Below are 14,224 nucleotides of genomic sequence, written 5' to 3' on the forward strand. Positions count from 1 at the left end.
CACATCACTCTTTTTTATTTCAAAAATAATTATGCATTCCAGCTATCGAGATAAGCTTTTTGTTTCTCTGTCAGTGTATCAAGGGTAATACCTAGACTATCCAGTTTGTACCTTGCTACTTTCTCATCAATCTCATAAGGGACTTTAATGACAGCACGATCAAGTGTTTCATGATTTTCTCTTACATAACGAAGTCCGAGCGCTTGCAGCGCAAATGTAGTATCCATAATTTCTGCTGGATGCCCATCTGCTGCTGCGAGGTTAACCAGACGACCTTCAGCGAGAAGATACATTTTTCTGCCATCTGCAAAGCGGTATTCTTCAATATTTTTACGAACCGTACGGATGGAAACGGCACGTTTAGCAAGTTCAGGTTTGTTCACTTCCACATCAAAGTGGCCTGCATTCGCTAGAACCGCTCCGTCTTTCATCACATCATAGTGCTCTCCTGTGATCACATCTTTGTTCCCTGTAACGGTAATGAAGAAGTTCCCCCGTTTCGCTGCTTCGATCATCGGCATAACTTGGAATCCATCCATGTGAGCCTCAACCGCTTTAATCGGGTCTACTTCGGTGACAATCACATTCGCTCCGAGTCCTTTTGCACGCATAGCCACACCTTTACCACACCATCCATATCCCACAACAACTACGGTACTGCCTGCTACGACAAGATTCGTTGTCCGAATAATGCCATCAAATGCAGATTGTCCTGTGCCATAACGATTGTCGAAAAGATATTTACAGTATGCGTCATTAACCGCAACCATCGGAAGTTTCAGCACTCCCTCTTTTTCGAGGGCTTTTAACTTAATAATCCCGGTTGTCGTTTCTTCTGCACCGCCTCGAATGGTTTCAAGCAGCTCAGGTCTCTCTGAATGAAGGATTGTAACCAGATCCCCGCCATCATCAATGATGAAATCCGGTTTTGTTTCCAGTGCATTAATAATCAACTGCTTATATTCAGCTGGGTCAGGATTGTATTTAGCAAATACCGTGATCCCATCCTCAACAAGGGCTGCACATACATCATCTTGTGTGGACAGCGGGTTGCTTCCTGTAATGGTTACATTTGCTCCGCCCGCTTGAATGACTTTCGCAAGGTAAGCTGTTTTTGCTTCAAGATGAAGACAAATCGTAATATTCAGGCCTTTAAAAGGCAAATCCGCCTCAAATTCTTTGCGCACCCGGTTAAGAACCGGCATGTGAGCTTCTACCCAATCAATTTTGAGATGTCCTTCTGGAGCAAGCCCCATATCTGCAACAATACTATTTCTCAGTGCTTCCGTAGTCATCCTTTTTCCTCCATTATAGATACAGAATATGATGATGGCCGCTAAGATCAGCAGGAATATTCATGAGATCCGTAAGCCAGCGTGTACCATAGCGATTTAAATAACCGTATACGTTATAGACTCTTTCTTGCGGACGTTTCATTGGGAATAAGGTCAGGTCTAGTGTATCCCATTGTTTCACTGAAGCATCATGCCTCTGTGCGATAGCTTGTTTTGTTCTCAGCTGCATATAGGAAATCTGTTCTTCAATCTTGCTGCTGTTTGTAACGCCAAGTCGGCCTAGCCCCGGCTCAATCTGATTTAGCTGCTCAAGTACGGGAGCATACAGTTTGTGGAATGACGTTTTCAACAATTCAAATTGTTCATTCATGTTAAATTCGTCTAGAGTACTGAGCCAAGTGTCCTTTTTATCGTTAAAAGCATACTGAATATCATGGAAACTTAAATCATATTTATCCATTAATTTTTGAATATGCTGATCCAAGATTGTAAAAGACATCCTTGGCTGCAAAATCGGCATTCTGAGCCCAAAACGGTGAAAAGCTTCTTTGGTGAGAGCCCAGTAGGCAATCTCTGCATGACCAAGAACGGTAGATAACACAGGAAGCAGAGAATCCTGCATCAGCGGCCGTGTCAGAACATTGTTGCTAAAGCGTTCCGGATGTTGTTTTAATATATCAATGAGTTCCGTTTTGGTAAAAGAAACGTATCCTCTGCGATCGATAAACTTCCCGTTTTCTTTATGTAGCAGCAACCGAGAACCTTCATGGATATAAAATATATTAGCACAGTCTGCAGTTACCTCAGCCTGCATACCAAATCCACTGGTTACGACATGACCTGCCGATTCATGATAACATCGTTCCAAAGCATCGTTGTCTTCAATCATCCGCTCAAAAATAGGAACTTCGAGTGCACGCAGCTCGGGATCTGCCGAATCCAGCAATACAAGTCCATAAGAACCAAACAATTGACCCATCATTTTAGCGAATACATCACTCAGACTTAGGTTATCATCCTGAACCGCTGCCTTGATATCAGAAATTAGACCCGGTTTAAACTCAGTATCTGGGAGCAGTTCTTCCAGCTTATGTATCGCTTCAAGCCAGTTTTCCCGATCCACGCTTACTAAACTTACAGATGCTCTTCCATCATACCGACCCGGCATTCTTACCTTCGTAATATTTAGATCAGCTGTCATCATGTAAGTATGATCCACTTCATCCCAGTCATGATCTTCACCTGCAATCCAGAAGACAGGAACGACAGGGCGATTCAGCTTCATTTCAGCTTCTCTTGCAGCCTTAATGATCGTTGCGGCCTTATAAATAACAAGTAATGAACCCGTAAAGAGTCCGCTTTGTTGTCCGCCCGAAATGACAAGTGCATTCGGCTGTGCCAAACGCTCAATTGATTCCATTACTGCGGGATGTGAATTTAGTCTTCTATTATATGAACGCAAAAAACGCACGATATCTTGGCGATCCACCCGTGTATCTTCGGTTCGATCCAGCCATTCAGCACGCGCTGCGTAGCTTCCCGCATCACGAAAATCATATTCGTACAAATGATGTATGGCCTCATCGTAACGTAAATAATGTTCCGCGAGTGGTGATCCACTACGAAGCGCCTCAGGAATTACATTCATGAGGTCAACCTCCTATTCATTTAAAACCTTATTCGATTGTACCGAATGCTTAAGTTCACGTCAAAGTAATAATCAGAACGATACTACAGTTATAGATGAAGTATTCCTTCTCAAAATACACATTCAGCTTTTTCTACTTCAATGGAAAGAAGCCGCCGATGATTTCATCGATGGCTTCTTCTCACATTACATTAAGCGTATGGTTCAGCTACAAAATGGCCTTTTGATACTTCAATAAGTTTAGCATTATCGAGGTTGTAAGCACTTTTTGCACCCTGGCCCTCTTTACCATTACTTATTGGACCTGCATCATCTTGCGGCATAATGATACGTTTTTTATTTGCTTCAATATCCGGATCTGGAATCGGAATCGCAGATAACAACATTTTGGTATATGGATGAATTGGATTGGCATAAAGCTCATCGCTCTCAGCCAGTTCTACCATTTTACCCATATACATAACAGCAACCCGGTCACTGATATGCTTAACCATAGAAAGGTCATGGGCAATAAAGAGATAAGTTAAACCAAGACGATCCTGAAGTTCTTTGAGCAAGTTAACCACCTGAGCCTGAATCGATACATCCAGTGCAGAGATCGGCTCATCACAAATTATGAACTTTGGATTGACAGCCAGTGCACGAGCGATACCGATCCGCTGGCGCTGACCACCCGAGAATTCATGAGGATAACGGTTGGCATGATCCGCGTTCAGACCAACAAGGTCAAGAAGTTCCTCAATCCGTTTCTTACGTTCCTTACTGCTGCCTGCCATATTGTGAATATCAAGCGCTTCTCCAACAATGTCAGCAACGGTAAACCGCGGATTGAGTGATGCATAAGGATCTTGGAAGATCATCTGCATGTCTCGGCGCATGGCTTTCATTTTGTTCGGAGGTAATTTATAAATATCCGTTCCGTTAAATCTTACACTTCCTGCCGTCGGCTCATACAAACGAAGAATGGTACGACCCGCTGTTGACTTACCACAGCCAGACTCCCCTACCATGCCCAGAGTCTCTCCTTCACGAATGTAAAAGTTCAGGTTATCTACCGCTTTGAGTGTGCGATTATTTCCTACATTAAAATACTTCTTCAGACCTTCTACTTCAATCAAGTTGTTACTCTTCATGAGGAATGTACCTCCTTCGCCATAGGATGATGTTCCCAGCAACGAGCCGAATGCGTATCACTGAATACCGTAGCGGCTGGGTCCACTTTTTGACAGATACTCATTGCACTATCACAGCGCGCTGCAAACGGGCAGCCAACCGGAGGTTTGATCAGATCCGGCGGAGTTCCCACGATAGGAATGAGAGGCTCATCCTTTTTCTGATCCAAACGAGGCATGGAGCGCATGAGCCCTCTTGTGTATGGATGCTGCGGATTTTTGAAAATTTCATATTTAGTTCCCGTTTCTACCACTTCACCTGCATACATAACGATAACGCGGTCCGCAATCCCGGCAACAACACCAAGGTCATGCGTGATCAAAATGATCGATGTACCCAGCTTATCCTGCATCTCTTTCATAACATCCATAATTTGAGCTTGAATCGTTACATCAAGAGCCGTAGTCGGTTCATCTGCAATAAGAAGAGCAGGTTTACAAGCAAGGGCGATGGCAATCATCGCACGTTGACGCATACCGCCGGAGAACTCATGCGGATACTGATTAAATCTAGCTTCCGCATTCTTGATTCCTACCATCTTCAGCATCGTAATGGCTTCTTTTTTTGCTTTCTCTTTCGACATCTTTTGATGCTTAATCAAGACTTCCGTAATCTGATGTCCAATTTTGATCGTTGGATTCAGTGAAGTCATGGGATCTTGGAAGATCATTCCGATATCTTTGCCGCGGATTGCTTCCATTTGTCTATTTGTTTTCTTGAGCAAGTCCTGCCCTTGAAAGATAATTTCACCTTTATTAATGATAGATGGTGGAGACGGAATCAAACGCATAATGGTTTGAGCTGTTACACTTTTACCACTACCTGATTCACCTACGATCGCAACTGTCTCCCCTTTGCCAATCTCAAAGTTCATGCCGCGAACAGCTTTCACCTCTCCGTCTCTCACTTTAAAAGAAACGTTAAGATCTTTAACCTGTAACAACGAATCCATTACATCCACCTCCTATTTTTTCAATTTTGGATCAAGTGCATCACGAAGCCCATCACCAAACAAGTTGAACGCAAGCATAATCAAACTGATAAGACCTGCTGGGAACAACATCCGCCAAGGATAGTACATCCATCCTGTCAGTGCATTCTCAATCATTGAACCAAGAGAAGCCTTAGGAGCTTGTACACCAAGACCCAAGAAACTTAGGAATGCTTCACTAAAGATGGCACTTGGTACAGAAAGCGTAAGTGTAACGATAATAGGACCTACTGCATTTGGCAATAAATGTTTGAAAATAAGTCTAGAAGAATTAGCACCCATGGATTTGGAAGCCAGAACGAACTCCCGGTTCTTCAGCTGCATAATCTCACCGCGTACAATCCAGGACATATTAATCCAGCCCGTGATACATAAAGCTAATATAATCGTACCTATACTAGGTTCAAATACGACAAGTAGTAGAATCGTTACTAGCAAGTAAGGGATCGAATATAAGATTTCAGAGAATTTATTCATGAGTTCTCCGACACGTCCGCCATAGAATCCCATGATACCGCCGTAGATTACACCGATCGCAAGGTCAATAAATGCTGCTGCAAAACCAATGAGCAGTGAAATCCTTGCACCAGACCAGGTACGTACCCACATGTCGCGTCCGAGATCATCCGTCCCAAACCAAAATTCAGAAGAAGGGGGTTGGTTGGTTTTTGTAAGATCTTGTGTATCGTATTGGTACCCTGATAACAGTGGAGCAAAGAGAGCCATAATAATAATGATAATGAGGATGACTAGGCTGCCCATGGCAAGCTTGTTTTTCAGAAGGCGTTCCCAAGCATCTCGCATAGCAGAGACACTTTGTCTTTGAATGACCTCTGCCTGCTTCTCGTCTACCCCGATCTTTCTAAAATCTTCGGGTGTAAGCTGCATGTGGTTTGGATCGATTTGAGATTGATTTGCAGACATTACCTAGCCCTCCTTCCCATTGGATAATTTGATACGCGGATCAATAATGACATAAGCGATATCTGTAATAAAGCGCGCTACCATTAAGATAATTCCGTAGAAAATCGTAATTCCCATAATCATCGTATAATCACGAGTTGTAATACTTTCAACGAATACTTTACCGATCCCGCCGATTCCGAATATACGTTCAATAACAACGGATCCTGTAATAATATTGGCCGTCATTGGGCCCACATAAGTTACAACCGGAAGGATCGCGTTACGAATAATATGTTTGAACATAATCGTAACACTGTTAAGACCTTTCGCCTTCGCCGTTTTCACGTAATCTGCATGCAGGACTTCGAGCATACTCGAACGCGTTAACCTTGCAATAAAAGCAATTGGCTGAGCAGATAACGCTGCGACAGGAAGAACATAGTCAAGCGGTCCGTTTAGTCCCATTACCTTGAACCAGCCGGCCTCTTGAGCTAGATAAAACTGCAGAAGAGATGCAAGCACGAAACTCGGTACCGCGATACCCAGTACGGCTAATATCATCGCTACATTATCAATAATTTTGCGATGATTCATAGCTGCAATCATTCCTAACAAAACACCAACAATGACAGCAACTACGATCGCAACCGCTCCAAGTTTAAGAGAGACAGCAAATGTATCGCTAATAATACCACCTACATCTTGATTAAGTCTTTTCATTGAAATACCAAAGTCACCTGTGGCAATATCACCAAGATACTTTGTATATTGTTGAAAAACCGGCTTATCAAGCCCATATTGCTCCATCAGTCTAGCTTCAATCTCAGGTGATACATTTTTCTCCCCCATGAATGGGTTACCCGGAATCGCCTTCATTAAGAAAAACGTTGCGGAGATGAGGATAAATAATGATATCAGCATAAAGACAAGCCTGTTGATCACGTATCTTACCATGACCTTGAACACCTCCCGCATAGAATTAACAGATGTGAATCACAAGTAAATCAGCATAATAATAGTAAGTCCATTTTCGTTATATGCAAAAAATTACTTAATTCTGGAAATTGGTAGAGTAAATAAAAAATCGGGATATATAAGGGGTTACCCGCATATATATCCCGAAATAACTATACTGTTAGATGATTACTTGTTCTCAAGATAAGCTCTGGTGAAATCAATCGCTCCGCTAAAGTCAAGGCTCACACCTTTAAGATTAGGTTTAGTGAGTGACACATTCGTATAATAGTACACCGGTGCAATAACCATATCATCTTGAATCAAGATTTTTTCAGCTTGTGCGAAGTACTCATTACGTTTAGCTAGATCTCTTTCCTCTGCCGCTTTCTTAATCAAAGCATCATATTCAGGATTCGCATAACCAGAATCATTATTACCGTTACCTGTTGTCCAAATATCCATGAATGTCATTGGATCATTATAGTCAGCAGACCAACCTGCACGCGAGATTTGATAGTTAAGGTTGTTACGAGTTTCTAGGAATACGCCCCACTCTTGGTTTTGTGTAGCTACTTCTACACCAAGAACAGTTTTCCACATATTCGCAGCAGCTACCGCCAATTTTTGGTGAGCTTCACTCGAGTTATAGATCAAAGTAATCTTAGGAAGAGTCGTGTATCCTTCTTCTTTCATACCTTCTTCTAGCAATTTCTTCGCTTCATCTGCATTCTCTTGGAAGTATCCTGTATCTTTTACTTCCTCACGGAACTGTGCTGATTCACCTTTAATACCTGGTGGTACAAAACCGTAAGCAGGAATTTGTCCGCCAAGGGTTACATTATCAACAATGGATTGACGATTTAGTGCCATTGCGAAAGCTTTACGGATTTTTGCATTTTGGAACGGCTCAGCCGTTGTATTAAACATATAATAGTAAGTGCTTGCAATACCAGTAGAATGGAATTCCTCTGGCAATTCTTTACTTACGCCTGGAATTTGGTCAGTAGGGATTTCGCCGTTAGGAGCTCCAGCATAATCAAGTTCTCCGCCTCTATAAGAGGATAGCTCTGTTGCACCGCTAGGTGTCAAAGACATATCGATTTTTGAAAGTTTGATATTATCTTTATCCCAATATTGTTCGTTCTTTGTTACCTCAATTTTTTGTCCTGTTGTCCACTGGGTAAGCGTGAATGCACCGTTAGTGATCATTGAATCTTTGTTAGTTGCCCATTTATCATTACCTACTACCGATTGGTGAACCGGATAATAAGTATAGAATGAAGTCAGACCCAAGAAATAAGGAGTCGGATTTTTCAGAGTAACTTTCAAAGTATGCTCGTCCTCAGCTTCAATACCGACTTTGGAGAAATCTGTTAATTCGCCTTTATTGTATTCCTCTGCACCACTAATGTAGTAAAGTTGATAGGAATACGGAGGCGCTGGGGAGGTTGCAGGATCAAGTACGCGTTTCCAAGCAAATACAAAGTCATTTGCTGTTACTGCGTCGCCGTTGCTCCATTTAGCATCGTCACGAAGATTGAACTTGTAGATCAGTCCATCTTCGGAAATTTCCCAATCTTCAGCTACACCTGAAATTACATTGCCTTCAGAGTCCATACGAACAAGGCCTTCATACATCGTTTTCAAAACGGTGTTCGTTTGGCTGTCTTGCGCAAGAGCAGGGTCAAAAGTTGGTGGTTCAGCGCTCAAGTTAATTCTTAAAACCTGTTCTGTTGGTGTGGAAGAACCATCACCTTGACTGCTATCATTGCTATTATCTGAACCGCACGCTGCAAGTACGGTACCAAATGCAAGAACAAGCGTCAAAAGGACTAGCAAACTTTTCCTCTTCATCTAGCATTTCCCCCTCAAAATGTGGTATATGTTTATAGATTATACAACCAGTGGTCAAAAAAATCCATATAACTTTTTCTTCTTCTACATATTTTTTCAAAATTCGACTCATTCGACACAAAACGCACGTAAAATATGTCATATTTTCTTACATCAGAGCTATTATGTAACTGAATAATCCAAAGGCCATAAGTACTATGTAACTAAACCCCATCAAGACAAAAGCCATGCGCCAAACGACCCTGAACATACGCTTATAATCAATCTTTCCTTTTAATCTCGTTTGGGCACTTCCGATCAGACCGAGAGCAATAAGTAACAAGATTAAAATCAAATAGAATCCAAACCCTGAGTCAAATGTATTATTAAATAGAGCAGCAACCGCAGCAATCAGAAAGATTGTCGTCACATCCATTGCGGTAAGAAGGGCAACTTTCTTTTGCTTCTTATAATAAAGAACGAGGAAATACACAATGAGAAACGGAAAAAAAGGGAGCATGCTCAGCACGCTCAGGAAAGATTCGATTGTATTCAAATTTTACACTTCCTCCTCTATTAACATCCCTTGAACTAATTTATATACAAGCTCATGTCCAGGAGCGGCCACCCCTGCCTCCTTTGCCATAGCGATGATACTTCCGTTAATTGCATCAATCTCTGTTGCTTTCCCATTCATGACATCTGTACACATCGAAGACCGATTACTTGCGGTTGAGCGGCAAACTTGAATCACTTGTTCCCATAAATCAGCATCATAAGGAATAGACAGCGCATCATACACACGAGCGGCTTCTACATACAATTGTTTCATCGTCTGTAGTCGGTAGGAATGATGTAATAACTCGCCGTTTGTAATTCTCCAAATGGAGGTAAGGGGATTAATAATCGCGTTAATCATCAGTTTTCGGTATACCAGCTTATCGATTTCATTCGACGATTTTGTAGTAAATCCTGCTTTGAGTAACGCTTCTGTAAAATACAGCATCACATTTATTGCTTTCGTTTGCTCTTCTTTGCATGACTCTAAGAGAGTTTCACCATAACCAGCTCGAATCACTTCATACTTGCTTGTTCTTTTCGCCCCTTCTGTAGTTACCGCAGCAAACACAGTGGCTTTAGGCAAAGCCGTAGCCATTTTGCGAGTATGCCCTGTTCCATTTTGAAAACAATAAATGGGTATATCCACATCGGCGCTTGTCAGCACCTCAATCACATCGTTGATCGCACCTTGCTTTGTCATGATCATCAGAAGATTTCCCGGATGCTTCTGCCATATCTCTTCAAATCGGTTGATCACATCGATCTGTAGATTAGAGACTTGCACCTTTGATACCTGCCCCTTGGGGTCCGTTATATGTATCCCATTCCTCACGAGTTCACTCGCTTGCTCCTCTGTTCTCACCCATAAACGGACCGATTCGCCAGATGCCGCAAGCTGGCCCCCATATAGTAGTCCCAGTGCCCCCGCACCAATTACATCAATCATCAAAACAGATCCCACTCCCATTACGATTCATTTATTTATTATGATAACAGAAGGATAAGATGACAAAAACCCGTCTACCGCATAATAGCGATAATACGGGTCTTAGACACAGGCTTAATCTGTCTGTTAATCAATACGTTCGAGATTGCCGTTCGCATCCATTTTAAACCTAGATTTCACTTCTTCCTCTTCTTCTGACAGAAATGCTAGTCTTCTTGCCCGGTCCATGATCTGGATCAGCGCTTTGTAGTCATCATTCACTACACGGTAGTCCGTCTGTACTTCGTTCACTTGTTTGAACAATCGTTCATTCTCAAACTTCAAATCATTTAATTCTTCTTCTTTTTCACGAAGCTCTTTTTCCAAGAGTTTTAAATGTCTAGCATTTTCGTGAACCATCCCTTTCCATTGTCTCAGGAACCGGATTACGGCATCAATAGATAACGTTTCTTCTGAAAATGCTTCTGAGCGATATACCATTTCTTCCGTATCGGTTACAGAAAGGGCTGCAACCTGCGGCTGTACCGAAGATTGTCTTTTTGAATAACTTCTTTTTTGACGCTGTGCTTTTGCGATTCCGATAGCTTCATCATACTTTTTACGGACAAAACTATTCCAACGAAAACCACAAGCAGCAGAGGTCCTTCCAATCTTATCCCCTACTTCTTCAAAAGCAGCCAGCTGAGTACTTCCTTCACGAATATGACGAAGCGTCACATCAGCCAGAATCAAATCATCTTCTGCACTCCAAGCATCTTGTCTCACAGCAGTCATGCTATAAACCTCCTAACTTGCATCCATTATCACAACCTCACTCCGGCATGGTATACCAGAGTGTAAGCCGGTTATAAAAGCAGCTTTAATCATTCTTATGCCCTTCATAGAGTTCATAGAATCTATTTCATATTAAAATGTATTTCCAATTTTCAGCATTGTCATACCCGAAAAGATTTCGCTTTCATACCCGATTTTTATTTACAGGTTTTTCCTTAAAGGCTATAATGTTACTTAGTATACATTTGATCGAATTATCAGAAAGGGGGTTGCTATCGTGGCGCGCATGTTTCGTGTGCTTGGTTTTTTCACTCTAACGATTGGACTTATGGCTTTTGCCGCAAATATGCTAGAAATGGCCTTTCTTTTCTTCTTTCAAACCGTCTTCTTCGTTGTACTTGGCTATTTGAAATTCACTGAGAGAACGTACATCCTTTTATTCTGGGCTTACATGATTGTTAGTTTTACCGGTTTCAGCTATTGGACTGTATTTGAAATGGGCAAACCTTTATAAAGATCATATTAAAGAACGGTTTGGCTGTTACAGCCAAACCGTTCTTTATTTATTTTCTTTTTCATACTATGTTTTAACAAGGTACAAGCTTGCGTTAGGAGGAGAATTGATTGCGACACCGGTTACACGCTAAGATCGTATCGCTTACTATTTGCTTTCTTCTTATGGCGAACCCCGCCTCTTATGTCCATGCAGAACTTTCTATAAAAGAAGATAACCTGAATATACTCCAGAACAGCCTCTCGATCGTCGAGATTGATCATGAAATTAAGCGCACCCAAGATAAACAAGAAGAACTCCAGCAAAAGCAGCAACGACTCGAAACAGAACTCCAACAACACAAGAAGGAAATGGCTAGTCATGAAGATCGAGCTGGCTCGATCGTTAGATCCTATTATATGGGTGAGCGTAATCAGTTCCTCCGTATTCTTTTGAGTTCAGATTCTTTTCGTTCACTCCAGATAGTGGCCGGTTATTATGAGATGATTATACTTGGGGATCAGGAAACTCTGCGTGCCTACCATAAAAAATACAGTGAATTAATGGCTGTTTCTACGGAACTGGAGCAAAGTCTAACTGAACTTGAACAGATCAAACAAAACCTGATCTATCAAAGAGAACGAGTAATGGCTCTTGAAGAAGAAGTGGAAAAAGGACTCTCTTCAAGTGATCAAAGAGACCTCATGGAGAAGTTGATTGTAGAACTGACTTCCTATTGGAATAATGTCGGAGTTCATGAAGTACATCAATATTTTAATGCGCTGGCTGTGGCGATGGAGAACCTCCCCTCCTACGTACAAAAAGAACCTGGCATTCTCTCTATAAATGGCGGTACTTATACGATTTCAATTACCGAAGCGCAGCTAAATGAATTTTTAAGATCAGAGAATGAAATTTTCCAAGACTTTTCGTTTGAATTTAACGACGATTACATTATTGCTTCTGGAAAACGTGACGATCTTGAACTCGCGGTTTACGGTCATTACTCTGTAATTGATGAGCCAGAGAACGGTATTCTTTTTCATGTTGATAAACTCATTTTCAACCAGTTTGAACTTCCTGATACAACTCGTACGATGCTTGAGCAGGAATTCGACCTTGGATTTTACCCTCAAAAATTAATGTCCTTCATTAAGGCGACCGGTGTATCAACCAGAGAACAAACACTTGAAGTAACGATGGAACTTTCACTCAAATAGGACTCTTCAGAAACTGAAAAATTCTTACCTTGAATCTGTCATTAGCAGCGCGAGCTGTAGTTCATATTCTTCTAAAGAGATCTGCCCATGTACAAATTGTTCAATCGTTTCCGCTGCAGCAAAGGACTTTTCAGGATCAGATAACACATGATCTTCATCCTGTAATAATGATTCTTCCATACTCTCTTCTAAAGCTTGCAGCGGGATCGCATTGGTTATATCAGATAGATCGGAATCCGTATACAGAGTGGAATATACAGGGAGCTTACCTGTGAGAGCAAACCAATTTTTTGCTGACTTTGGCGATGTAAGTTTCGTAAGAAACTCTACTGTCGCTTCTTTTTGCGTTGATTTAGGAGAGATAATAAAACTTCGTCCTTTTACAGCAAGTGACTGAGACTTCACATCATTATTAATATAGGAAGAAAGTTCTTGTCTATGGACAGGAATAAGTTCTGATAGAGTAATGATGCCGGCTTGAAAATCTCCACTAACGGACGAGAGATTGTACCGCTTTGTCTTTATATAAGAAAATAGAGGCTGGATAGCTTGAATCTGCTGTAATGTATCCTCTTCTTGTTCGCCATTTAGCTCAAACACGTGCGAGACGTCTGGATAAATCCCCAGGAAAGTAAGCCAAGAAGCATAGGCCACAGGATCTTCGCCATTAAAATAAAAAGGCTTGTTCAGCCTTTTCCCCCACCCCGTAAGACGAGACATCCACTCATCCCTTGTACTAGTCGATTGCAGCGGCTCCTCACTTGTCTCTTCGTTCCGATACTCGGCATACACATAGGGATCTACATCCATGGGAATAGACCACAGGTACCCGTTCCACTCCCCTGCTCGGAGCACAGAATCAAAAGAGTCAGCAGCAGCTATATTTCCATCTCCGCCCATCACCGGCCGAGCATATCCTTTTTTGGCATACCATTTTATATACCGGTTATCAATAAGCAGGGTATCCGGGCTTTCCCCCATCATGAATGTTTCCTTAAACGCTGAATAAAAATCAGCTGCTTCTCTATTTGTTATGGTGATCTCTATGCCGATTTCTTTTGCTATATTGTTAGCAAAACTCTGAAATATTTCGTATTCCTCATCCTCCATCGATACCAGGACAGATAGAGGTTTATTTTTATGCGTAGTCTCCGGAGCAGGAACTGAGAATATATCTGTCACGTTGTCTCTTTCTTCTCTAGTTTGATCTTGAGCGAGATCAAGACTCGGTGAAAGTATGGTTAGGGACAATAACAATACAACAAACAGAATCCAATGATTTCTCCGTTTCAAGGCTCTTGCTCCTTCCGCAAAAACAAAGCTTCCATTTACCAACTATTGTAACAAATTATTGGGTCTGTTGTCCTACTTCCTTTATGTTTTTGTTCTACATTCTTCTTTTTCCATACAAAAAGAACCGGTTCTTT

Annotated in this window: 13 protein-coding genes; 2 read left to right on the top strand and 11 right to left on the bottom strand. The window is 41.7% G+C overall.

Translation table 11 applies throughout. The features are described 5' to 3' along the window. Nucleotides 1-29 precede the first annotated feature (29 nt). The 10 genes from QPK24_RS17890 to QPK24_RS17935 all read right to left on the bottom strand — a co-directional run bounded on the left by QPK24_RS17890 (nt 30) and on the right by QPK24_RS17935 (nt 11,084). Nucleotides 30-1,295 (bottom strand): adenosylhomocysteinase, encoded by a 1,266-nt coding sequence (locus QPK24_RS17890; RefSeq protein ID WP_285743462.1) that lies wholly within the window; start codon nt 1,293-1,295, stop codon nt 30-32. A gap of 13 nt (nt 1,296-1,308) precedes the next feature. Next, the gene (bshC, locus tag QPK24_RS17895) at nt 1,309-2,943 is read right to left on the bottom strand and encodes a bacillithiol biosynthesis cysteine-adding enzyme BshC (RefSeq protein WP_285743464.1); all 1,635 of its coding nucleotides are present in this window, start codon (nt 2,941-2,943) and stop codon (nt 1,309-1,311) included. A gap of 191 nt (nt 2,944-3,134) precedes the next feature. Then, entirely contained in the window at nt 3,135-4,076 is a 942-nt protein-coding gene (locus QPK24_RS17900; RefSeq protein WP_285743466.1) for an ABC transporter ATP-binding protein, read from the bottom strand. After that, nucleotides 4,073-5,068, bottom strand: a complete 996-nt coding sequence (locus QPK24_RS17905; protein WP_285743468.1) for an ABC transporter ATP-binding protein — start codon at nt 5,066-5,068, stop codon at nt 4,073-4,075. Before QPK24_RS17905 ends, QPK24_RS17900 begins: the two co-directional genes overlap by 4 nt. A 12-nt stretch (nt 5,069-5,080) precedes the next feature. After that, nucleotides 5,081-6,031 (bottom strand): ABC transporter permease, encoded by a 951-nt coding sequence (locus QPK24_RS17910; protein ID WP_285743481.1) that lies wholly within the window; start codon nt 6,029-6,031, stop codon nt 5,081-5,083. Nucleotides 6,032-6,034: 3 nt separating this feature from the next. Continuing rightward, the gene (locus QPK24_RS17915) at nt 6,035-6,967 is read right to left on the bottom strand and encodes an ABC transporter permease (RefSeq protein WP_285743484.1); all 933 of its coding nucleotides are present in this window, start codon (nt 6,965-6,967) and stop codon (nt 6,035-6,037) included. A gap of 189 nt (nt 6,968-7,156) precedes the next feature. After that, nucleotides 7,157-8,824, bottom strand: coding sequence for a peptide ABC transporter substrate-binding protein (locus tag QPK24_RS17920; protein WP_285743486.1), 1,668 nt, complete (start codon nt 8,822-8,824; stop codon nt 7,157-7,159). 148 nt (nt 8,825-8,972) lie between these two features. Then, on the bottom strand, nt 8,973-9,359 hold the full coding sequence (locus QPK24_RS17925; protein WP_407082925.1) for a DUF3397 domain-containing protein: 387 nt from the start codon (nt 9,357-9,359) through the stop codon (nt 8,973-8,975). A gap of 3 nt (nt 9,360-9,362) precedes the next feature. Continuing rightward, a complete protein-coding gene (locus QPK24_RS17930; protein WP_285749416.1) occupies nt 9,363-10,310 on the bottom strand; it encodes a ketopantoate reductase family protein in 948 nt (315 codons plus the stop codon). Nucleotides 10,311-10,436: 126 nt separating this feature from the next. Continuing rightward, a complete protein-coding gene (locus tag QPK24_RS17935) occupies nt 10,437-11,084 on the bottom strand; it encodes an RsfA family transcriptional regulator (protein ID WP_160034183.1) in 648 nt (215 codons plus the stop codon). Between the two features lie 277 nt (nt 11,085-11,361). On the opposite strand from QPK24_RS17935, the gene QPK24_RS17940 reads away from it, so the two are divergent. Continuing rightward, nucleotides 11,362-11,598, top strand: coding sequence for a DUF2626 family protein (locus tag QPK24_RS17940; RefSeq protein ID WP_285743489.1), 237 nt, complete (start codon nt 11,362-11,364; stop codon nt 11,596-11,598). Between the two features lie 110 nt (nt 11,599-11,708). After that, complete coding sequence (locus QPK24_RS17945; protein ID WP_285743491.1) at nt 11,709-12,797, top strand: hypothetical protein; 1,089 nt, start codon at nt 11,709-11,711, stop codon at nt 12,795-12,797. A 24-nt stretch (nt 12,798-12,821) separates the two neighbouring features. On the opposite strand, the gene QPK24_RS17950 is transcribed toward QPK24_RS17945, so the two are convergent. Then, nucleotides 12,822-14,090 carry an extracellular solute-binding protein gene (locus QPK24_RS17950; protein ID WP_285743493.1) on the bottom strand — a complete coding sequence of 423 codons (1,269 nt, stop codon included), beginning with the start codon at nt 14,088-14,090 and terminating at the stop codon, nt 12,822-12,824. Between the last annotated feature and the right edge of the window lie 134 nt (nt 14,091-14,224).

Origin of the sequence: Paenibacillus polygoni (genome assembly GCF_030263935.1) — a bacterium.
GTDB lineage: Bacteria > Bacillota > Bacilli > Paenibacillales > Paenibacillaceae > Paenibacillus > Paenibacillus polygoni.

Coding starts and splice junctions, on each gene's coding strand:
- QPK24_RS17900 (WP_285743466.1), bottom strand. CDS start 4,076: ATGAAGAGTAACAACTTGATTGAAGTAGAAGGTCTGAAGAAGTATTTT.
- QPK24_RS17890 (WP_285743462.1), bottom strand. CDS start 1,295: ATGACTACGGAAGCACTGAGAAATAGTATTGTTGCAGATATGGGGCTT.
- QPK24_RS17920 (WP_285743486.1), bottom strand. CDS start 8,824: ATGAAGAGGAAAAGTTTGCTAGTCCTTTTGACGCTTGTTCTTGCATTT.
- bshC (WP_285743464.1), bottom strand. CDS start 2,943: ATGAATGTAATTCCTGAGGCGCTTCGTAGTGGATCACCACTCGCGGAA.
- QPK24_RS17930 (WP_285749416.1), bottom strand. CDS start 10,310: ATGATTGATGTAATTGGTGCGGGGGCACTGGGACTACTATATGGGGGC.
- QPK24_RS17915 (WP_285743484.1), bottom strand. CDS start 6,967: ATGGTAAGATACGTGATCAACAGGCTTGTCTTTATGCTGATATCATTA.
- QPK24_RS17905 (WP_285743468.1), bottom strand. CDS start 5,068: ATGGATTCGTTGTTACAGGTTAAAGATCTTAACGTTTCTTTTAAAGTG.
- QPK24_RS17910 (WP_285743481.1), bottom strand. CDS start 6,031: ATGTCTGCAAATCAATCTCAAATCGATCCAAACCACATGCAGCTTACA.
- QPK24_RS17935 (WP_160034183.1), bottom strand. CDS start 11,084: ATGACTGCTGTGAGACAAGATGCTTGGAGTGCAGAAGATGATTTGATT.